Source organism: Formosa sejongensis, assembly GCF_033447105.1.
Taxonomy (GTDB): domain Bacteria; phylum Bacteroidota; class Bacteroidia; order Flavobacteriales; family Flavobacteriaceae; genus Formosa.
Genome location: NZ_JAWQUN010000017.1, coordinates 16,199 through 38,235, shown reverse-complemented (window position 1 = coordinate 38,235; position 22,037 = coordinate 16,199). Strand labels below are relative to the sequence as shown.

Annotated in this window: 20 protein-coding genes; 10 read left to right on the top strand and 10 right to left on the bottom strand. The window is 32.9% G+C overall.

All coding sequences use genetic code 11. From position 1 onward, the window contains the following. Positions 1 to 31: 31 nt before the first annotated feature. Genes R6X41_RS14565 through R6X41_RS14550 form a run of 4 tightly spaced genes read right to left on the bottom strand, consistent with a single transcriptional unit; the run spans position 32 to position 5,161 of the window. Positions 32 to 1,855, bottom strand: a complete 1,824-nt coding sequence (locus tag R6X41_RS14565) for an ABC transporter ATP-binding protein (RefSeq protein ID WP_318501076.1) — start codon at positions 1,853 to 1,855, stop codon at positions 32 to 34. Beyond that, on the bottom strand, positions 1,855 to 3,582 hold the full coding sequence (locus R6X41_RS14560; RefSeq protein WP_318501075.1) for a phospho-sugar mutase: 1,728 nt from the start codon (positions 3,580 to 3,582) through the stop codon (positions 1,855 to 1,857). Before R6X41_RS14560 ends, R6X41_RS14565 begins: the two co-directional genes overlap by 1 nt. A gap of 47 nt (positions 3,583 to 3,629) precedes the next feature. After that, on the bottom strand, positions 3,630 to 4,589 hold the full coding sequence (locus tag R6X41_RS14555) for a glycosyltransferase family 2 protein (RefSeq protein ID WP_318501074.1): 960 nt from the start codon (positions 4,587 to 4,589) through the stop codon (positions 3,630 to 3,632). Positions 4,590 to 4,630: 41 nt separating this feature from the next. Further along, entirely contained in the window at positions 4,631 to 5,161 is a 531-nt protein-coding gene (locus R6X41_RS14550; RefSeq protein WP_318501073.1) for a DUF4199 domain-containing protein, read from the bottom strand. 161 nt (positions 5,162 to 5,322) lie between these two features. On the opposite strand from R6X41_RS14550, the gene R6X41_RS14545 reads away from it, so the two are divergent. Both R6X41_RS14545 and R6X41_RS14540 read left to right on the top strand, forming a co-directional pair. After that, the gene (locus R6X41_RS14545) at positions 5,323 to 5,574 is read left to right on the top strand and encodes a type B 50S ribosomal protein L31 (RefSeq protein WP_318501072.1); all 252 of its coding nucleotides are present in this window, start codon (positions 5,323 to 5,325) and stop codon (positions 5,572 to 5,574) included. 74 nt (positions 5,575 to 5,648) lie between these two features. Beyond that, positions 5,649 to 6,824 carry a GlmU family protein gene (locus R6X41_RS14540; protein WP_318501071.1) on the top strand — a complete coding sequence of 392 codons (1,176 nt, stop codon included), beginning with the start codon at positions 5,649 to 5,651 and terminating at the stop codon, positions 6,822 to 6,824. Here the strand turns inward: R6X41_RS14540 and R6X41_RS14535 are convergent. Continuing rightward, complete coding sequence (locus R6X41_RS14535; RefSeq protein WP_318501070.1) at positions 6,821 to 8,452, bottom strand: ABC transporter substrate-binding protein; 1,632 nt, start codon at positions 8,450 to 8,452, stop codon at positions 6,821 to 6,823. The two genes, R6X41_RS14540 and R6X41_RS14535, sit on opposite strands and share 4 nt — an antisense overlap. A gap of 214 nt (positions 8,453 to 8,666) precedes the next feature. Between R6X41_RS14535 and mtaB the strand changes: the two genes are divergently transcribed. Continuing rightward, complete coding sequence (mtaB, locus tag R6X41_RS14530) at positions 8,667 to 9,998, top strand: tRNA (N(6)-L-threonylcarbamoyladenosine(37)-C(2))-methylthiotransferase MtaB (protein WP_318501069.1); 1,332 nt, start codon at positions 8,667 to 8,669, stop codon at positions 9,996 to 9,998. A gap of 40 nt (positions 9,999 to 10,038) precedes the next feature. On the opposite strand, the gene R6X41_RS14525 is transcribed toward mtaB, so the two are convergent. Next, entirely contained in the window at positions 10,039 to 10,335 is a 297-nt protein-coding gene (locus R6X41_RS14525; protein ID WP_318501068.1) for a GNAT family N-acetyltransferase, read from the bottom strand. 128 nt (positions 10,336 to 10,463) lie between these two features. On the opposite strand from R6X41_RS14525, the gene R6X41_RS14520 reads away from it, so the two are divergent. After that, positions 10,464 to 11,138 carry an alpha/beta hydrolase family protein gene (locus R6X41_RS14520; RefSeq protein ID WP_318501067.1) on the top strand — a complete coding sequence of 225 codons (675 nt, stop codon included), beginning with the start codon at positions 10,464 to 10,466 and terminating at the stop codon, positions 11,136 to 11,138. A gap of 42 nt (positions 11,139 to 11,180) precedes the next feature. Further along, positions 11,181 to 12,104 carry a lytic transglycosylase domain-containing protein gene (locus tag R6X41_RS14515; RefSeq protein WP_318501066.1) on the top strand — a complete coding sequence of 308 codons (924 nt, stop codon included), beginning with the start codon at positions 11,181 to 11,183 and terminating at the stop codon, positions 12,102 to 12,104. A gap of 73 nt (positions 12,105 to 12,177) precedes the next feature. Here R6X41_RS14515 and R6X41_RS14510 read toward each other — a convergent pair whose 3' ends face one another. Then, the gene (locus R6X41_RS14510) at positions 12,178 to 12,747 is read right to left on the bottom strand and encodes a DUF2892 domain-containing protein (protein ID WP_318501065.1); all 570 of its coding nucleotides are present in this window, start codon (positions 12,745 to 12,747) and stop codon (positions 12,178 to 12,180) included. Between the two features lie 5 nt (positions 12,748 to 12,752). Then, the gene (locus tag R6X41_RS14505) at positions 12,753 to 13,619 is read right to left on the bottom strand and encodes a DUF6263 family protein (protein WP_318501064.1); all 867 of its coding nucleotides are present in this window, start codon (positions 13,617 to 13,619) and stop codon (positions 12,753 to 12,755) included. A 168-nt stretch (positions 13,620 to 13,787) separates the two neighbouring features. On the opposite strand from R6X41_RS14505, the gene rpmH reads away from it, so the two are divergent. Continuing rightward, the gene (gene rpmH, locus R6X41_RS14500) at positions 13,788 to 13,949 is read left to right on the top strand and encodes a 50S ribosomal protein L34 (protein ID WP_038527912.1); all 162 of its coding nucleotides are present in this window, start codon (positions 13,788 to 13,790) and stop codon (positions 13,947 to 13,949) included. 97 nt (positions 13,950 to 14,046) lie between these two features. After that, on the top strand, positions 14,047 to 16,899 hold the full coding sequence (carB, locus tag R6X41_RS14495) for a carbamoyl-phosphate synthase large subunit (RefSeq protein ID WP_318501063.1): 2,853 nt from the start codon (positions 14,047 to 14,049) through the stop codon (positions 16,897 to 16,899). 72 nt (positions 16,900 to 16,971) lie between these two features. Here carB and R6X41_RS14490 read toward each other — a convergent pair whose 3' ends face one another. Both R6X41_RS14490 and pepT read right to left on the bottom strand, forming a co-directional pair. Continuing rightward, a complete protein-coding gene (locus R6X41_RS14490; protein WP_318501062.1) occupies positions 16,972 to 17,607 on the bottom strand; it encodes a hypothetical protein in 636 nt (211 codons plus the stop codon). Positions 17,608 to 17,958: 351 nt separating this feature from the next. Next, positions 17,959 to 19,194 (bottom strand): peptidase T, encoded by a 1,236-nt coding sequence (pepT, locus tag R6X41_RS14485; protein WP_318501061.1) that lies wholly within the window; start codon positions 19,192 to 19,194, stop codon positions 17,959 to 17,961. 101 nt (positions 19,195 to 19,295) lie between these two features. Between pepT and R6X41_RS14480 the strand changes: the two genes are divergently transcribed. The 3 genes from R6X41_RS14480 to R6X41_RS14470 are packed head-to-tail and all read left to right on the top strand — an operon-like array spanning position 19,296 to position 21,857. Next, positions 19,296 to 20,330, top strand: a complete 1,035-nt coding sequence (locus R6X41_RS14480; RefSeq protein ID WP_318501060.1) for a quinone-dependent dihydroorotate dehydrogenase — start codon at positions 19,296 to 19,298, stop codon at positions 20,328 to 20,330. Between the two features lie 4 nt (positions 20,331 to 20,334). After that, positions 20,335 to 20,961, top strand: a complete 627-nt coding sequence (locus R6X41_RS14475) for a LysE family translocator (RefSeq protein WP_318501059.1) — start codon at positions 20,335 to 20,337, stop codon at positions 20,959 to 20,961. A 32-nt stretch (positions 20,962 to 20,993) separates the two neighbouring features. Continuing rightward, positions 20,994 to 21,857: a hydroxymethylglutaryl-CoA lyase gene (locus tag R6X41_RS14470; RefSeq protein ID WP_318501058.1), complete on the top strand. Its 864-nt coding sequence runs from the start codon at positions 20,994 to 20,996 to the stop codon at positions 21,855 to 21,857. The last annotated feature ends 180 nt before the right edge of the window (positions 21,858 to 22,037 follow it).

The following is a 22,037-nucleotide window of genomic DNA, read 5'->3' as shown; positions in this document are numbered from 1 at the left end:
TATCCTTTTATTAATGAGTTTTATTAATCTTTTACTCGAAACTTTGCATGTTTACTAATTTCTTGTAAACGTTATTTTTCTGAAGTAATTCGTCATGAGTTCCTTGCTCTACAATTTCACCTTTTTGCATCACTACAATAGTATCTGCACTTTGAATGGTTGATAAACGGTGAGCGATTACAATAGAGGTTCTGTTTTTCATCATATTCTCTAAGGCATTCTGCACTAAACGTTCACTTTCTGTATCTAATGCAGAAGTCGCTTCATCCAGAATCATAATTGGAGGATTTTTTAAAACGGCACGTGCAATACTTAATCGCTGCTTTTGTCCGCCAGATAATTTGTTTCCAGAATCTCCAATATTAGTTTCTATACCAAGAGGTAAATCTTTTACAAATTCCCAAGCATTTGCAATTTTTAGTGCTTCGATAATTTCATCGTCTGTAGCATTTTCTTTTCCTAAAAGAATATTTTCTTTAATGGTGTCGTTAAACAATATGGAATCTTGAGTTACTAAGCCCATTAAACTACGTAGTGAATGTTTTGTTAAGTCTCGAATATCATCACCATCTATAGTAATACTACCTTCGTTAACGTCGTAAAAACGTGTCACAAGATTGGCAATCGTACTTTTTCCACTACCAGATTGTCCAACTAGCGCAACACTTTTTCCTTTAGGCACTTTTAGTGAAAACTGTTTCAAAACTAAATCATCTTCATATTTAAACGAAATGTTGTTTAGTGAAATGTCGTTATTAAAATCTGCTTTAACTTTAGCATTAGGTTTGTCTTCTAAAGGCGATTCTGTATTTAAAATTTCTAAAACACGTTCTGCTGCAGCATTTCCTTTTTTAACACCATAACTCGCTTTACTAATCGCTTTTGCAGGTGTTAAAATGTTATATGCAAGACCAATATAAACGATGAATAAACCAGCATCTAAGCTGTTTTCGTTTAAAACCATTCGTCCGCCATACCAAAGTAATACGGAAATAACCGTAATTCCTAAAACTTCACTTGTAGGTGATGCTAAGTTCTGACGATTTAATAAAGTGTTGGAAAAGTTGTAATATCTTAAAGTTGAATCTCTAAATCTATTACTAAAAATAGTTTCAGAAGTAAAGCCTTTTATCACTTTTAGTCCGCCTAGAGTTTCTTCTACAACAGATAAAAAAATACCTTGTTCTTTCTGAACCTTATCCGATTTCTTCTTTAAAGATTTTCCTATTAATGAGATTAGAAATCCACTAACGGGAATAAACACGAAGACAAAAATGGTTAGTTCAACACTAATCATAAACATGGCTATGATAGTAAAAATAATCATTAAGGGTTCGCGAACTATAAGTTCTAAAATAGATAAAAAAGAGGTTTGAATTTCTTGAACATCACTAGAAATTCTAGCAATACTATCTCCTTTTCGTTTTTCAGAGAAGAAGGATAGTGGTAAATTTAAGTATTTGTCGTACAGTGTATCTCGAAGATCTTTTAGTACGCCATTCCTTAAATAGGTGATAAAATACATGGCTAGATAGTTGAAGAAGTTTTTTAATAAAAACATGCTTACAACCAAAGCAACCATAAAAAATAACACTTGATCGCTACCTTCGTTTGCTTTTTGAGTAACAAAGAAATTTAAATAATTTTCGGCATAATCCTTTATCCCAGAAAAGCCTTCCCATACAGGTTTTGCATTTATTTGTTTCGTTTTATCGAATAATACGTTAAGCATTGGGAATAACGAAACCATGGCTAAAGTGCCAAAAAGGGCGTAAAATATATTACAAATGATATTTAGAATCGCATAAACTTTATAAGGTTTAGCGAATCTAAATATCTGTTTAAAATAGTTCATTAACTAAGTTTCATATCTTTAATAATAGCATCAATTTTAGCTTCAAGTTTTGCTTCTGTCGCTTTAAAATTGTCTGTGCTGTCTAACGGTGTATTGGCGCTAATATAGAATTTAATTTTAGGCTCTGTTCCACTAGGTCTTAATGCAACTTTACTACCATCTTCTGTGTAATAAATAATAACATTAGATTTAGGAATATCTATAGTTTCTTCTTTTCCAGTTGCTAAATATTTAACTGTTGCAGTTTGGTAATCTTCTACACTTACAACTTTAGAACCGTTAATTGTTGAAACTGGGTTTTCGCGAGCATCAATCATCATTTGAGTGATTTCTTGAGCACCTTCAATTCCTTTTTTAGTTAATGAAATTAAACGTTCTTTATATAAATCGTGTTCAACATAAAGATCTAATAAACTTTGGTACATAGAACTTCCGTTTGCTTTTGCATCAGCAGCAATTTCACAAGCCAATAGGGTAGAGGTTACGGCATCTTTATCGCGAACAAAATCGCCCACTAAATAACCAAAACTTTCTTCACCACCACCAACATAAGTTTGTTCTGGGAAATCTTGAATCATTTTAGCAATCCATTTAAATCCTGTAAGTCCAACTTTATAATCTACATCGTAAGCTTTTGCTAATTGATGCATCATTGGAGTCGATACTATTGTTGAAGCGATAAATTCGTTTCCTTTAAGTTTGCCTTTAGCTTTCCATTGTTTAAGAAGGAAATCTGTCATTAATAACATGGTTTGATTTCCATTTAATAAAATCATTTTACCATCTAAATCGCGAACTGCAACTCCTAAACGGTCACAATCAGGGTCTGTACCTATAACGATATCAGATCCTGTTTCATCGGCTAAATCTAAAGCCATTTTTAAAGCTTCAGGTTCTTCTGGATTTGGAGATTTTACAGTTGGGAAATCACCATTTGGTACTTCTTGTTCTTTTACAATATGAACGTGATTGTAACCAGCTTGTTTTAAAGTTTGAGGAACAGACGTTACAGACGTTCCGTGAAGTGGAGTAAAAACAACTTTTAATTGTTCTCTAGCTTCATCTGTTGTGTAGCTTCCGTTTTCTATAGATGCTTCAATAAAAGCATTGTCTACATCTTCTCCAATATAATGAATAAGTTCAGCGTTTTCTTCAAATTTAATTTCAGAATAATCTAAACCGTCAATTAACTTTACAATTAAATCGTCGTGTGGCGGAACCAATTGTCCTCCATCTTGCCAATATACTTTATAACCGTTATATTCTGGTGGATTGTGAGACGCTGTTAAAACGATACCACAATGGCAGTTTAAGTGTCTTACTGCGAAAGATAATTCTGGTGTTGGACGTAAATCTTCGAAAAGATAAACCTCAATATTATTTGCTGAAAAGACATCGGCAACAACTTTTGCTAATGATTTACTATTATGTCTACAATCGTAAGCAATGGCTACTTTTACAGTTTCGTTAGGGAAACTTGTATGTAAATAATTGCTTAAACCTTGAGTGTTTTTTCCTAATGTATATTTATTAATACGGTTGGTGCCAACTCCCATTATACCTCGCATACCTCCAGTTCCAAATTCTAAGTCTTTATAAAAGCTTTCTTTTAAATCTGTTGGATTGTTAGCAATTAAATCTTTAATGTTAGTTTGTGTGTCTTCATCAAAGGCAGGTGTTAACCATGTGTTTACGCGTTCTAATAATTCAGGTTCAATGTGAGTCATAATATTTTAATTATATAATAAACAATAATAAGTAATTAGTTGAGTGGTTATAATGTCTGTTCTAAATTTAATTCATTTTTAATTCTATATCTAACTCTGTTAGGTTTTGATCTTAAAACAAGTTCTCCTAAAAAGCCAGCAACAAAAAATTGTGTTCCAATAATCATTGTAGTTAATGCAATAAAAAATTGTGGACGTTCGGTAATAAGTCTGCCATATGGATTTAGAAAAATTTTATCAATTCCTAAATATACAGAAAATCCAAATCCAATCGCTAACATTAATCCACCTAATGCACCAAAAAGATGCATTGGTCGTTTGCCAAAGCGCGAAAGAAACCAAATGGTAATTAAGTCTAAAAATCCGTGAATAAAGCGCTCCATACCAAATTTTGTTTCGCCATACTTTCTAGCTTGATGCTGAACTATTTTTTCTCCAATATTAGAGAATCCAGCATTTTTAGCCAAAAGCGGAATATAACGATGCATTTCACCATTAACATCAATGTTTTTTACAACATCGTTTTTATATGATTTTAGTCCGCAATTAAAATCATGAAGTTTAACTCCTGATGTTTTTCTTGCCGCCCAATTAAATAATTTTGAAGGTAAATTTTTTGAAATTATAGAGTCGTAACGTTTCTTTTTCCAGCCCGAAACCATGTCAAAATGGTCATTCACAATCATGTTGTAAAGCTCTGGGATCTCTTCGGGGTTGTCTTGTAAATCGGCATCCATGGTAATAATTACATCGCCATTTGCTCTTGCAAAGCCAGCATGTAAGGCTTGCGATTTACCATGATTTCTTAAAAATTGAATGCCTTTAACTTCGGGATGGGCTTTGGATAGTTCTGAAATAATATTCCAAGAATTATCTGTACTGCCGTCATCTATAAAAATAACTTCGTATGAAAAACGATTGGATAGCATAACTCGTGCAATCCAATCGTATAATTCATTTAAAGATTCGTGTTCGTTAAGTAGCGGTATGACTACTGATATATTCATCTATGCGTTTTAAACTTTTAAAAGCTTCAAAAATACTATAATTAAATTGCTTCTGGGTCAGTTTTTTTCATTGCAAATGCAATTATTAAACCAATTATACAATAAAAAACAATTTGCATTGCTAGAGATTGGATTTGATTTCCTAATTCAAACTGATTTTGATTTTCCATTTCTGCAACGGCAATGTCTATTGCTTCTTGTGGCGTACCAAAACTTTGCATCATAGCTGTAGATTTCTCAATAACTTGTAGTTTTAATGCTTCAGCAGCATCTGGGTCTATGTAATTAAAAAGAATTACACTTACAATAGAACTAATTATAACACCAATTACTACCGTAGTAAAATACGCTGTAAATGCATCTTTAAAACTAATAAATCCATTTTGTAAACTTTTTGCTTTTGCAGTCGAGATTATCCCGAATATTATAATAACTATAAATAAAGCCACGCCAACCCATACACTGGTAAGGTATTCAAGATTTATAACGTAAGCAAAAACGGTGACAGCCGATAATAAGATGGCTAAATAAATACCGTAAGTGGCAGCCATAGATTTAAAAGAATTTTCCATAATTTTGTGATTGATTAACAGGTTTAAAAAAAGTTAGTAAACAAAGATACTAAAACGTTACAAAAAGAAACTTAAATAAAAATTACAGAAAAAGATTGCGTGAGAATAAAATTTAATTAAATTTGCAGTCTCAAAAATTGATAAGATTAAAACGTTTAGTGATGAAAAAAGATATCCATCCAGGAAATTATAGAGTAGTAGCATTTAAAGATATGTCGAATGAGGATGTATTTTTAACAAAATCTACTGCTAACACAAGTGAAACATTAGAAGTAGAAGGTGTTGAGTATCCTTTAATTAAAATGGAGATTTCAAGAACATCTCACCCGTTCTATACAGGTAAATCTAAATTAATTGATACGGCAGGTCGTATTGATAAATTCAAAAACAAATACGCTAAATTCAAAAAATAATTTAGTACAAAAATATTTTAAAAAAGCCTTTCAGATTCTGAAAGGCTTTTTTATTTTTACTTAAAAAATTAATTATGAATTATATTCTCTTTGATGGTCCTTCACGCAACAGCTTGTTACCTTTTACTTTTACAAGACCTGTAGCCGATATTAGAATTGGAATTTTAACCATTCGAGAAAAATGGGAACATCATCTGGGAAGCACAACCACAACGATTACCGAAGATTATCTTGCAGATAAATATCCGATGGTCGAAATGGAGGAGAATGTAATGATTAATGCATCGTTTCTTCCTAACTATGAATTGGTAGAATTGGTAAAAGGTTTGGAACTTAATCAAGCCATTTTTAAAGGAGAAGATGTAATTGCTTTTTTTACAACAGATAGTCAAGAAGATATCGATTTTGATACTTATGAAGCTATCGAGTATAATGAAGAGTCTCTTAAAGTAGAATATACTTGGGATATCTTTTCTAAAAATGGAGATGCTATTCAGGAGGATTTCGAACTGTTAACAGACGGAAGGACATCTCAGCCTATTCCTGCTACTGTAAATACAATTGCTTCAGAAAATATATTTATTGAAGAAGGTGCAGAACTTAACTTCGTAACTTTAAATGCATCTACTGGTCCTATTTATATAGGTAAGGATGCTGTAATTCTAGAAGGTTGTTTAATTCGCGGACCTTTTGCTTTGTGTGAAAAAGCTGCAGTTAAAATGGGAGCAAAGATTTACGGACCAACAACCATTGGACCGTATTGTAAAGTTGGTGGAGAAATAAATAACTCCGTATTGTTTGCAAATTCGAATAAAGGCCATGATGGTTATTTAGGAAATTCTGTGCTAGGAGAATGGTGTAATTTAGGTGCAGACACCAATAATTCTAACCTGAAAAATAATTATGCCGAAGTGAGATTGTGGAGTTACGAAACTGAGAATTTTGCAAAAACAGGGCTTCAATTTTGTGGGTTAATGATGGGGGATCATAGTAAATGTGGTATCAACACTATGTTTAATACAGGAACTGTAGTTGGTGTTAATGCCAATATATTTGGTACTGGATTTCCGCGTAATTTTGTACCTAGTTTTAGTTGGGGTGGAAGTAGTGGGTTTACAACATATGCTACAAATAAAGCTTTTGAAGTTGCCGAAGTTGTAATGAAGCGTAGAAATCTTGAATTTTCTGAAATCGACAAAGCTATTTTAGAGCACGTTTTTGAAGACACTAAAAAGTTTAGAAGAGACTAATCGTGTTTCTTAACTTGTTTTAATTCTAACAGATTTGTCGGATTTATACCTAAACCGTGAACGTTTTTTCTTGTAAAACGAACCACTTCATCGTAAAATAATGGCACTACAGGAGCTTCTGCAATAACTAAAGAATCAATTTTAGCGTAAAGTATTTCTCGTGCAGCTGTATTTGTTTCAGTAAAAGATTGTTCATACCAGGTGTCAAACATATCATTTTTAAAATGTGAATAATTTGGGCCATTTGGGGCGAAATTTTTGCTATAAAATAGCGATAAATAATTTTCTGCATCTGGATAATCGGCAACCCAACTGGCTCTAAATATATCTAATTTTCCATTTGCTTTGGCATCTTTTAATGCTGAAGGTGGAACCACATTAATATTTACAATTAATCCTGTTTTCTGAATTTCACGCTGAATATATTCGCAAAAGCTTAAATAGTTACTCGTTGTTGTTATGGTTATCTCCGGGTTTAGAATGCCTGTTTGTGTTTTAAACTTTTCGAGATAAGCTTTAGCTTTTTCAGGCTGATAATCAAATCCGATTGTCGCATTATAACCTGGCAATCCTTTAGGAATGAATCCGCCATGCGCAGGAATACCGATACCGTTTCTTAGGTAAGTCATCATTTTTTCACGGTCGAATCCGTAATTAATACTTTTTCGAAGCCATTCCGATTGAATTTCTGTCAATTCAGAATCCATATAAAACGATAAATATTCAGTGTTCAAATACGGGCCACGAATCATATTTACTTCAGTCGTATAGCGATCTCTTAAATGTCCGTTGGCTGTTAAAATTTCATCCTTATATGAGGCGTCTAGTCCCGAAATAAAATCGATATTACCTTGTGCAAATTGTAAAAACTCACTTTGTTTGTCTGGTAAAAAGGTGATGGATACAGCTTCTAAATACGGTAACTGCTGTCCTTCTGCATCTTTTTCAAAATACGAAGTGTTTTTTCTAAATACGAGTTTTACATTTTCTTCCCAACGTTTAAAGTAAAACGGACCCGTGCCAATAGGATGTGATCTAAATTCCGAGCCATAATGGTTAACTATTTCTTCAGGAACAACAGCGCAGTATTTCATGGTTAATAATCCAAGAAAGGCCGGAAAAGGTTGTTTTAGCTGTATTTGGAATGTGCTATCGTTAACAGATTTGAACGTTTCCACTTTATTTAAAACCCATCTTCCAGGTGATCCAACTTCCGGATCGAGTAAACGATTTAGACTGTATGAAAAATCTTTAGCAGTTACAGTGCGTGTAGAATCTTTTCCAAATAAAGGGTGTTGGTGATAATAAACATCGTCCCGTAATGCAAAAGTATATGTTAATCCGTCATCAGAAATAGTCCAAGATTTGGCAATTGCAGGTTCTACTTGCATGCTATCATTCATTTGTACTAATCCATTAAAAAGCTGATTTGTCGCCCAAATATCAGCAATGTCCTTTGAGAATGCTGGATCCAAAGAGCCAATGTTTTTATGCTCGTTATATTTAAAGACAAGATTGTTATTGTTTTCTTTTTTCTTGGGAGAACAGTTTATCAGGATCAAACTTCCAAAACATAAAAATAGGATGTTTTTAAAATAGGCAGTAGAAATTTTTAAAACTGAAGTCATAAACTATAAAAGGAAATTATACTTAAAGCGTTAGAATTTCAAAAGTAAGGGTATTATAACACAAAAGGAGTAGGCTTTTTAAATTAATTCATTTTTCTAAGCTTATACCAATTCACATCATCCATCTAATTATTTAATGACTAGGTATTAAGTGGGTTTTAACCTAAACACCATAGATTTTTTGTAAATTTGTAGCATTTTAGAATATCAAATTATGACTCGACAAAAAGTTGCTTTTTATACTTTAGGCTGCAAACTAAATTTTTCGGAAACCTCTACTATTGCTAGAAATTTTGAAAATGAAGGATTTGACCGTGTAGACTTTTCAGACCCTGCAGATATTTATGTAATTAATACATGTTCGGTAACCGAAAATGCAGACAAGCGTTTTAAAACGATTGTAAAACAGGCACAAAAAGTGAATCCGAAAGCATTTGTTGCAGCGGTTGGTTGTTATGCCCAATTAAAACCACAGGAATTAGCCGATGTAGATGGTGTAGATTTGGTTTTAGGAGCAACGGAGAAATTTAAAATTACAGATTATTTAAACGATTTATCTAAAAACGATTTTGGCGAAATACATTCCTGCGAAATTGAAGATGCCGATTTTTATGTTGGGAGTTATTCTATTGGAGACAGAACGCGTGCTTTTTTAAAAGTACAAGATGGTTGCGATTATAAATGTACGTATTGTACAATTCCGTTAGCACGAGGTATTTCTAGAAGTGATGCTTTAGAAAATGTACTTAAAAATGCTAAAGAAATTTCAGAAAAAAATATTAAAGAAATAGTTTTAACCGGTGTGAATATTGGGGATTACGGAAAAGGGGAGTTCGGGAATAAAAAACACGAGCATACGTTTTATGAATTGGTTCAAGGTTTAGATACGGTTGAAGGGATAGAACGTCTTCGAATTTCATCTATCGAGCCTAATTTACTTAAAAATGAAACGATAGATTTTGTGTCTAAAAGTAGAATATTTGTCCCTCATTTTCATATTCCGCTACAAAGTGGAAGCAACGAGATTCTTAAGTTAATGAAGCGTCGTTACATGAAAGAATTATATGTTGATCGCGTAAATAAGATTAAAACAGTCATGCCGGATGCTTGTATTGGTGTCGATGTTATTGTTGGGTTTCCAGGAGAAACAGATGAGTTGTTTCTTGAAACATATCATTTTTTAAATGAATTAAATATTTCGTACTTACACGTATTTATGTATTCTGAGCGCGATAATACAGAAGCTGTAAATATGGAAGGGGAAGTACCTAAAAGTGTACGAAGCAAGCGTAGTAAAATGCTTCGTGGCTTATCGGTTAAAAAACGAAGAGCATTTTACGAAAGCCAAATAGGAAGTACACGTACTGTTCTTTTTGAAGATGAAAATAAAGAAGGCTACATTCAGGGATTTACCGAAAACTATGTAAAAGTTAAAGCACCTTGGAATCCAGAAATGGTAAACACATTGCAAGAGGTTACCTTAACAAAAATAGACGAAGATGGCTTAGTCAGGTTTGAATTTGTAAAAGCCATTGCTACAGCATAAAACTAAAAAAGCCACTTTTAAAGTGGCTTTTTTATAATATTTAGATTCTTACACCTATAGGTAACATACTTTTGTATTCTCTGTGTTTTCTTACGAATTTAGCTATAGTGGGGCACGTTGGCATTACACTTAGATTTCGTTCTTGTATGTTTTTTAGAACTAGAGTTATAAATTCGTCTCTAAATGTTTCATTATCATGTTCTTCTGAAACAATTAGTTTGGTTAAAAAAATCTTTCGTTCTTGGAGCGAATATTCAATGATTGCTAAATCATTGTCAATTTTGTATTCAAACTGACGTAAAAAATCGTTGTCTGTTACTTCTGCTGTTTCTGTCATGGTCATGTTTTTTAACGAACGTAGTGATGTGAGAAAAATAGAATTCACTATTTTTGGTTTCTCTTAAAACCGTTGCAAATTTACGGAAATTTATTGTAAAATTAAAGAGTTTAACAGTTTAATACCTTATGAATCAAGATATAATACATGTGTATTTTATGCCAGGAATGGCCGCTAATTCTTCAATATTTGAATACATACATTTACCGAAGGATAGATTTAAGATACATTTGTTAGAATGGATTATTCCTGAACGAAAAGAGAGTTTATCTGCATATGCTAAACGTATATGTAAGGATATAGTTGAAGAGAACCCTGTTCTTGTAGGGGTTTCTTTTGGAGGGATTCTAGTGCAGGAAATGAGTAAACATATAAAAGCTAGAAAAATTATAGTTATCTCTAGTGTATTGACAAAATACGAGCTGCCAAAGCGAATGAAATTGGCAAAAGCTACTAAAATGTATAAGTTTCTCCCAACACATTTAGTTAGGGATTTTGAATCTTATGCAAAATATGCCTTTGGAGATTCTATTACTAAGCGCGTAAACTTATATAAAAAATATTTATCAGTTAGAGATAAGAATTATTTAGATTGGGCGATTGAGCAAGTCGTATGCTGGGACCAGGAGATCCCGCAGCCTAATACAATTCATATTCATGGTGATAAAGACGCTGTATTTCCATTTCAAAATATGCAAGATTGTATTATTGTAAATGGCGGTACGCATATTATGATTATAAATAAATATAAATGGTTTAATGAGAATCTTCCGAAATTAATTTTAGCCGATAATGTGGCTTAGATTTTGATGATATTCGTTACTTTAAAAACAAAACCGATTACTATGAAGCGTATCCAAAAAGGATTAATGTTTTTAGGATTATTAAGTGTAGTTGCATTGTCTATACATGCAGTTCAAGATCCTGAAACCGATGAGAATTTTGAAAAAAAACAATTAAACGATTATAGCATTTATGCCTTGCCAATGCCAGAAAAATTGGATTTTGCAGGCGAAGCTTTACCGTTAGACGATCCCGATATTCAAGAACGTATGGATCGTGAATTATTAGTAAACACGTATTGGCAGTCTAACGCATTGTTATTGTTTAAACGTGCCAATAAATACTTTCCTGTAATTGAACCGATTTTAAAGAAAAACGGTATACCAGACGATTTTAAATATTTGGCCGTCATAGAAAGCGGATTAACAAATGCAGTCTCTCCAGCAGGAGCACGTGGCTTTTGGCAAATTATGAAAGGAACGGGAAAAGATTTCGGTTTAGAAATAAATGATAATGTAGACGAGCGTTATAATCTTGAAAAATCAACAGAAGTCGCTTGTGAGTACTTAAAAAAATCTAAAGAACAGTTAGGAAGTTGGACCTTGGCAGCTGCAGCTTATAATGCAGGGAATAGAGGTGTGTCTTCGCGTTTAGATGATCAGCTTGTTGGTGAATACTACGATTTATTACTTGGAGAAGAAACAGGGCGTTACGTGTTTAGAATTGTCGCTTTAAAAGAGATTATGAGTAATCCTTTACAATATGGTTTCAATTTTAGAGAAAAAGATTTATATAATTTAGTCCCAACCTATACCGTAGAAGTTGATACCCCAGTTACTGATTTTGCCAGTTTTGCGAAAGGATTCGATATTAATTATAAGATTTTAAAAATCCATAATCCATGGTTGCGAGAATCATTCTTAAATAATAGTTCAGGGAAATTATACGAGATAGAAATTCCAGCGAAAGGAATTTATAAAGATTAAGAGTATATATAAAAAGTAAAAGGGCGTTGAATTAGTTAATTCAACGCCCTTTTTTATGTTTTAAAATGAAAAACTATCGTCTTCCACCTCTTGGTTGCTTATGTCCGCCAAAATGTTGATTAGGAGCTTGTGCACGCTTCATGTTTTCTTTCATCATTTTAATTTGATCAGTTAACATGCCTTGTTTATCTAATTTTTGAGCTTCAGATAATAATTTGCTAGCTTCTTGTTTTCTGCGTTTAGATAACGCAATACCTGCTAAGCTTAATTTTGCCATGGCTAAATCATGATCCATGTTTAAACCTAAGTCAACTGCTTTTTTTAAATATTTTTCAGACTCGTTCATGTTAGTCTGAGATATCATAATACCATGTAAGTAGTTGTAATACCCTTGTTGTTTAGCTACTAAAGCCGATTCTGGATTTTTAATTTTGATTAACCATTTGGTAGCGCCTTCAAAATCTTGCTTACGTAATTTCATGAAAGCAAGCAGAATAAATTCATTTTTAAAGTATAAAAAGATAAAAATGGCCGATAATAAGATTAACATAATACCGTTTCCAATGTTTCCTTCGATAAACTGATAAACAGCGTATGCAATAATTAAACCGGCGATAACTAATTTTATGTTCTTGTTGTACATGTGTTTTATTTAATTTTATAAGTTGTTATTGATGTTATTTTTGTTGGGTTTCTTGAGTTGGTAATGTTGCTAGCTTCAGCATTTACAATCATTTCATCAATAAAGCCTGTTTTTTTATCAGCCTTAACTTCTATGATTTGTTTGCCTTTTAATAATAGGTTAGTATGTTCGTCTTTAATAATCATACTTAAAGTAGATTCTGCATTTAAAAAGATAGAATCTGTTATTTTTTGAAGTTTCCATGTGTTCTTAGAATTAAATTCTCCTGTAAATTCATTAGTCCACGTGTCTCCAATGTCTACTTTCTGTTTCGGATAAATGTGCGTGAATTGCTCAAAACTTTTAGATAAAGATTCACTTCCAAATTCAGCCTTCATCGATTCTATCATTAACTGTTTCGTGAATTCATCTTTTATTCCGGCTAAGTTAATCATGTTGTTAATCATATTATCTGTACCATAAACCTGAATAATTTTACCGGTATTAGACATCTCTATTTGTAACTTAGAAAGTGTTAGTCCATCAAATATTTTACCTTCTGTATCACCTTCGGCAACGGGTTTGTCTGTGTCTACATCTACTAAAACACCAAATTTATTAGAAGTAGTTTTAAGTTTAAATTGATTAAAGCGAAACGATAATGTATAAGTACTGTCTGTTTTAGAAGACACTTTAAACGTGTAATTCTCTTCCAAATTATTTAATATAGTATGTTCAACACCCTGTTCGTTCCTAACAATATTCTGAGTAGCTTCTTGAAGAATAGTTATGCTATCTCCAATATTTAAGCGATATTGCAGTAAGGATTGGGCAGATACGGTATGTGTACCTATAACGGAAACTACTAATATCTTTAGAAAAAATCGAATCATTTGTACTATGTTATTTGGGAGTACAAAGAAACTAAAAATTTTACTAAAAAATATTTTTAAAATAAGGTTTGTGTAATAAAAAAGTCTTTGTATATTTGCCCGCAGTTTTGACGAAACCATCAAGACTTCATTTAGATAGAATATTGAAGATTTTAAAGATACAAGACAATGAGTAAAAGAACGTTTCAACCATCAAAAAGAAAGAGAAGAAACAAGCACGGTTTTAGAGAGAGAATGGCTTCTGCCAATGGTAGAAAAGTCTTAGCACGTAGACGTGCTAAAGGAAGAAAAAAACTGTCTGTATCTTCTGAGTCAAGACATAAAAAATAATGATATCAATGTGTTGATATATAAAGGTGTTACTATTCGTAGCGCCTTTTTTTATATCTAGTTTATAATTACTTTAGCAACATCTTAATATAATACAATGCCAAAAAATCCACAGCTAAAATCTATTCTTATTATAGGGTCTGGACCAATTGTAATTGGGCAAGCCTGCGAATTCGATTATTCAGGAACTCAAGCCTTAAGATCGCTTCGTGAAGATGGAATAGAAACCGTTTTAATCAATTCGAATCCAGCAACTATCATGACCGACCCTTCAATGGCCGATCACGTATACTTGTTGCCTCTAACTACAAAATCTATTGTAAAAATCCTTGAGGAGCATCCACAAATTGATGCCGTTTTACCTACCATGGGTGGGCAAACAGCACTTAATTTATGTATTGAGGCCGACGAGAAAGGAATTTGGAAAGATTTTGGAGTAGATATTATTGGTGTTAATATTGATGCTATTAATATTACAGAAGATAGAGAGCAATTTAGAGAGTTGATGCTTAAAATTGGTATTCCAATGGCACCACAAGCAACAGCTACATCTTACTTAAAAGGTAAAGAAATCGCTCAAGAATTTGGTTTCCCCTTAATTATTAGAGCATCTTACACCTTAGGTGGAGCAGGAGCTTCTTTTGTATATAGAGAAGAAGACTTCGATGAATTATTAACGCGTGGTTTGGAAATCTCTCCTATACACGAAGTAATGATTGATAAAGCACTTATTGGTTGGAAAGAATACGAATTAGAATTGCTTAGAGATGCAAATGATAATGTTGTTATTATTTGTTCTATTGAAAATATGGATCCTATTGGAATCCATACAGGAGATTCTATTACAGTAGCGCCAGCAATGACATTGAGTGATAAAACGTATCAAAAGATGCGTGATATGTCTATTCATATGATGCGTAATATTGGTGATTTTTCAGGAGGTTGTAACGTGCAATTTGCAGTGTCTCCAGATGAGAATGAGGATATTATTGCAATCGAGATTAACCCTCGTGTATCGCGTTCGTCTGCATTAGCAAGTAAAGCAACTGGTTACCCTATTGCAAAAATTGCTGCTAAATTAGCGATAGGTTATCATTTAGATGAGTTACAAAATCAAATTACAAAATCTACTTCGGCTTTATTCGAACCGACTTTAGATTATGTAATTGTAAAAATACCACGTTGGAATTTTGATAAATTCGAAGGTTCAGACAGAACTTTAGGACTTCAAATGAAATCTGTTGGAGAAGTGATGGGTATTGGACGTTCGTTCCAAGAAGCACTTCACAAAGCAACGCAGTCTCTAGAAATTAAACGTAACGGTTTAGGTGCAGACGGTAAAGAGAATAAAAATTACGATCAAATTATCGAGAAGTTAACTCACGCGTCTTGGGATCGTGTCTTTATTATTTACGATGCGATTGAAATGGGAATTCCGTTAAGTCGAATCCATGAAATCACAAAAATAGATATGTGGTTTTTAAAGCAATATGAAGAATTACATGTGCTTAAAAATGAAATTTCTACTTTTAAAATAGATAACATTCAGAAAGATTTACTTTTAGAAGCTAAACAAAAAGGATATGGAGATCGCCAAATAGCACATATGTTGGGCTGTCTAGAGAGTCAAGTATATAATAAGCGTGAAGAACTTGGTGTAAATCGTGTTTACAAATTAGTAGATACATGTGCTGCCGAATTCCAAGCGAAAACACCATATTACTATTCTACTTTCGAAAGTGATGTAGAAACTGCCGATGGTAATCGTTATGCAGATAACGAAAGTGTTGTTACAGATAAAAAGAAAGTGATTGTTTTAGGTTCTGGGCCAAACCGTATCGGACAAGGAATCGAGTTCGATTACTGTTGTGTTCACGGTGTACTTGCAGCTGCAGAATGTGGTTACGAAACCATCATGATTAACTGTAACCCAGAAACGGTATCTACAGATTTCGATACAGCCGATAAGTTATACTTCGAACCTGTGTTCTGGGAGCATATTTACGACATTATTAAACATGAAAAGCCGGAAGGTGTAATCGTTCAGTTAGGTGGTCAAACGGCCTTAAAACTTGCTGAAAAATTAACCAAGTATGGCGTTAAGATATTAGGAACTAGTTTTGAAGCTTTAGATTTAGCTGAAGATCGTGGATTGTTTTCTAATATGTTGAAAGAAAATAATATTCCTTACCCAGAGTTTGATATTGCAACTACAGCAGATGAAGCTTCTGAAATTGCAGACAAACTAGATTTTCCAATATTAGTACGTCCATCGTACGTTCTTGGAGGACAAGGAATGAAGATTGTGATTAATAAAGAAGAACTAGAAAAACACGTTGTTGATTTATTAAGCAGAATGCCAGGAAATAAATTGCTTTTAGACCACTATTTAGATGGTGCAATCGAAGCTGAAGCCGATGCAATTTGCGATGGTGAAAATGTTTACATCATTGGTATAATGGAGCATATCGAACCTTGTGGAATTCACTCGGGAGACAGTAATGCCCTACTACCACCTTTCACTTTAGGAGATTTGGTTATGGAACAAATTAAAGACCATACTAAGAAAATTGCTCTAGCATTAAATACTGTTGGATTAATAAACATACAGTTTGCTGTAAAAGACGACTTGGTGTATATAATCGAAGCCAATCCAAGAGCATCACGTACTGTTCCTTTTATCGCGAAAGCTTACGGAGAACCTTACGTTAACTATGCAACAAAAGTAATGTTAGGAGAGAAGAAGGTAACCGATTTTGATTTCAAACCGGAATTAAAAGGATATGCGATTAAGCAACCCGTTTTCTCTTTCAATAAATTCCATAATGTAAACAAGAAACTTGGTCCAGAAATGAAAAGTACTGGAGAGAGTATCTTATTTATTGATAGCTTAAAAGACGATGAGTTTTACAACATCTATTCTCGTCGAAGAATGTACTTAAATAAATAGACATACTATTTTATACTAAAAAAACCTTCTAATATATTGGAAGGTTTTTTTATGTTGTTTTTTTTGTAAAATTTAAAATGCTATACCACTTTTAATTACAAAATAAGCCAAAGGAATTGTAATGGCCAGAGAAATTAATATAGGCTTAGCCCAATCTCGTCTTTTATATTCAAAAGTTTTACCAATAAATTTATTCCAAAAATATTCCGTTAAAATAAAGCCTCCAATAACATTTGCAAAAATAGAAAGGTTGTTATCTAAATTAAACACTGTAATAAGAATCACAGGTAAAAAGAGATAAAGTAAAGAGAATATAAGTACTTGAGTTCGTCCTTTGCTTTGTCCTATTTTCTTCAAATTAGCCATTAATAAAATACTACCAAAAAGGGTTGAAAATAAAATGGATATAATTAAAATTAATAATTTCGAGTATAATTCTGGTAAAGCTTCTGCTTTAGATTTTGCGTTTGGAGGAAGAGATTCGGTAGCGTCTTTCAATTCTACAACAATTTCTTTAGTAGCGAGGCTTTCAGCCATTAAACTATCATGAGCAGCAATAACAGCTTCAGTATTAATATCTCTACTTTTTAGAATATCCAAAGCTGTTAAACGCGCTTCGTCTGTGTAAACATCTTCATTAAAACTAATGGCTTCAAGTTCTTCATTAGTCATTTTTCCAAATCGGTATAAAAATATATTATCGGTCATTTCTTAGTTTAAAGTGTTGTTTGTTCAGTCCGCAAAATATTTGCCAAACTATGCTTGTTAACAATTTTTACATCTGGCATTTAAGCAAATATTTGTCTTATTAAAGGCAAATTTTAATGCGAGAAATAATTCTGTTAAAGATACCACTAATTTTTTCGGAATATAAAAACATCAATCTCTTTATAGGTGATTGATAAATATAGAAGTGTTAAAATAAAATGTCTGATGAGTTTTTAAGTTCATCAGACATTTTTTATGGGCGTTACCCAAAGGGTCGCGCTTTTCGTTATATCTTTTTTAGCCATTTATGAAAGCTAAAAAAGGATGCCATTACAATCGCTAACGCAGTTGTTATTGTTTAGCTGTAAGTTCAGCAATTTTACAAATCACTTCTGTGGCTTTAATCATACTTTCTACGGGTACATATTCGTAACGGCCATGAAAATTATGTCCGCCAGCAAAAATATTAGGGCATGGTAAACCCATATAACTTAACTGAGAGCCATCTGTACCACCACGAATGGCTTTAATATTTGGAGTAATTCCAACTTGTTTCATCGCTTCTTCAGCAAGATCTACAATATGCATTACTGGTTCTACTTTTTCTTTCATATTGAAATATTGATCTTTTATATCAATAGTTACCACTTCGCGGCCATATTGCGTATTTAACTCGTTGGTTAATTTTTGCATCATTTCTTTACGTGCTTCAAAATGTCCTTTATCGTGATCGCGAATAATATACTTTAAAGTCGTACTGTCTACTTCCCCATTAATATCTGTTAAATGAAAAAAGCCTTGATAGCCTTCTGTATGTTCTGGTGTTTCTAAACGTGGTAAGGAGTTAATAAATTCTGTAGCGATATACATGGAATTAATCATTTTACCTTTTGCATAACCAGGGTGTACAATTTTACCTTCAACAGTTACTACAGCTCCGGCGGCATTAAAATTCTCATATTCTAATTCTCCAATTTCACTACCATCCATAGTGTAAGCCCATTCTGCACCGAATTTTTCAACGTCAAATTTATGAGCGCCACGACCAATTTCTTCATCTGGTGTAAACCCAACGCGAATTTTACCGTGTTTAATTTCAGGATGTTGAATTAAATATTCCATTGCAGTAACAATTTCTGTAATTCCAGCTTTGTCATCTGCACCTAAAAGGGTAGTGCCATCGGTTGTAATTAAAGTTTGTCCTTTATATAAAAGTAAGTCATCAAAATAATCTGGCGATAATATAATGTCTAGCTCTTTGTTTAAAATGATATCTTTTCCGTCGTAATTTTCAATAAATTGAGGTTTAACATTTGCACCAGAAAAATCTGGAGAGGTATCGAAATGAGAAATAAAACCTATTGTTGGGACATCGTGGTCTACATTACTTGGCAACGTGGCCATAATGTATGCGTTCTCGTCTATAGAAACATCATCTAAACCAATAGCTTTTAATTCTTCGGCAAGCGCATTAGCAAGATTCCATTGTTTTTTTGTACTTGGGGTGGTGTTACTTTCTGGATCCGATTCAGTGTCTACAGTTACGTAACTTACAAATCGGTTTATAAGGTGTTGTTTATTTATCATGAGGGGTAATATTTTACACAAAAATACTATTATTAATTATTTATGCTTTTTGAATTGTAGGATTTTTTAATTAAAAGTATTTTTGCATAAATAAAACAATAATGTATAAATTATTAATTCGTCCTTTATTCTTTAGTTTCGACCCTGAAGAGGTTCACCACTTTACATTTTCTATGGTGCGATTTCTTTCTAAAATCCCTTTAGTATCCAGTTTATTTAGAGCATTGTTTGTTGTCGAAGACCAGAAACTAGAACGTGAAGTATTCGGATTAAAATTTAAAAATCCAGTAGGTTTAGCAGCTGGATTTGATAAGAATGCCGTGTTGTTTAATGAATTGGCAAACTTCGGATTTGGATTTATCGAAATAGGAACCGTAACTCCAATCCCTCAAGTTGGAAATCCTAAAAAACGTATTTTTAGACTTATTGAAGACCAAGGTTTAATTAACCGTATGGGTTTTAATAATGAAGGTGTTGAAACTGCAATTACTCAGCTTAAAAAGAATAAAGGAAAAATTCTTATCGGTGGAAATATTGGTAAAAACACCCAAACCACACCTGAAAATTATACCACAGATTACGTAACCTGCTTTAATGCTTTACATCCTTATGTAGATTATTTTGTGCTTAACGTGAGTTGTCCAAACGTAGGTAGCCATGCGAAATTAAACGATAAAGATTATCTGCTAGAATTAATAAATACTGTAAAAAAGGCAAACAAAACCTTTGGTAAAGAAAAACCAATCTTACTTAAAATTGCTCCTGATTTAAATGATGCACAGTTAGATGAAATTATAGATTTAGTTAGCGAAACCCAACTTGATGGTGTGATTGCGTCTAATACTTCTGTAGATAGAAGCAATTTAAAAGCCACAACATCTAATCTTGAAACTATTGGTAATGGTGGGGTAAGCGGACAACCGGTAAAAGACAAAAGCACAAAAGTTATAAAGTACTTGAGTGAAAAAAGTAATAAAGCATTTCCAATTATTGGAGTAGGAGGGATTCATTCTGCAGAAGATGCTCTAGAAAAATTAGATGCAGGTGCAACGCTTGTTCAAATTTACACTGGATTTATTTATGAAGGGCCATCGCTTATTAAAAAAATTAACAAGGCTATTTTAAAACGTAGGTAGCCTTGTGAATGTCGATATACTAATATCATTTGCTTTTGCAACGTCTATTCTGGCTATTGCTCCGGGTCCGGATAATATTTATGTTTTAATGCAAAGTATAACCAACGGAAAATCGTTTGGTTTAGCGACTGTTTTTGGCTTGATTTCAGGCTGTTTAGTACACACCACTTTGGTTGCTTTTGGTGTTTCTGCTATAATAAAAGCATCAGATTCTATTTTCTTTTTTATAAAATTATTAGGGGCATCGTACTTACTGTATTTAGCATATAAGGTTTTTAAAAGTGATGCAGAAGTTTTATTAACGAACGACAATGTTCCAGATAAAACTTGGGGTCAGTTATTTAAACAAGGGTTTATTATGAATGTTTTAAATCCGAAAGTGTCTATTTTCTTTCTCGCTTTCTTTCCGGGTTTTTTATTTAGTGACAGCTTGAGTACGCTTCAGCAATTCTATATACTAGGCTTCATTTTTATGGGAATCTCATTCTTTATTTTTTCAGCTATAGCTGTTTTAGCAGGGTCAATATCAGAATATATAAAACAACACAAAGGGGTTGGTGGACTTTTAAAATGGATGCAAATCATTGTGTTTACGGGGATTGCGATTTTCATCTTGTTTTCAGAAAAATAATAGTATTTTTAGAGTCTAAACGCTAACAATTAATGGCAAACGGTGTAAAAGTAATAGAGTGTCCGCGCGATGCGATGCAAGGCATAAAAGCCTTTATTCCTACAGAGCGCAAAGTACAATACATTCAATCCCTTTTGCGTGTGGGTTACGATACTATCGATTTTGGGAGTTTTGTTTCGCCTAAAGCCATCCCGCAAATGGTCGATACTGCCGAAGTACTTTCAAAATTAGACTTATCTAAAACCACAAGTAAATTACTGGCTATTATTGCGAATACCCGAGGAGCGCAAGATGCTTCTGTCCATAAAGAAATCGATTATTTAGGCTATCCGTTTTCTATTTCAGAAAACTTTCAAATGCGTAATACGCATAAAACTATTACTGAATCTGTTGTGACTTTACAAGAGATTTTGAATATTGCAGACCAACATAATAAAGAAGTTGTGGTATATATTTCTATGGGATTTGGAAATCCATATGGGGACCCTTGGAATGTAGATGTGGTTGCCGATTGGACAGAACGATTGAGTAAAATGGGTGTGAAGATTTTATCGTTAAGCGATACTGTTGGTACATCTAACCCTGAAAATATTCAGTATTTATTCTCGAATTTAATTCCTAAATATCCTGATATTGAATTTGGTGCGCACTTACACACTACACCAAATACATGGTTTGAAAAAGTTGATGCCGCTTACAATGCAGGCTGCCGACGATTTGATGGTGCTATTCAAGGATTTGGAGGCTGTCCTATGGCAAAAGACGAATTAACAGGAAATATGCCAACCGAAAAATTACTTTCTTATTTTACAACAAAAAAAGTAAACCAATTAAATGCCCTAAGTTTTGAAAGTGCTTATAATGAGGCTACTAAAATGTTTGCGATTTATCATTAAATTTTTTTTAGAATAATTTCGTATTTATTCTTCATTTTCCTTATCTATCCAATTAATATTTAGAAATTTGTGTTTATGTGCGTTTTTTTTTTAAAATTTAGATGAGATAAGAATAGATCTGAAGTGTTTTTTAAAAATAGTACCAAAATAAGTTTTCATTTTATTAATGATTAAAGTAAA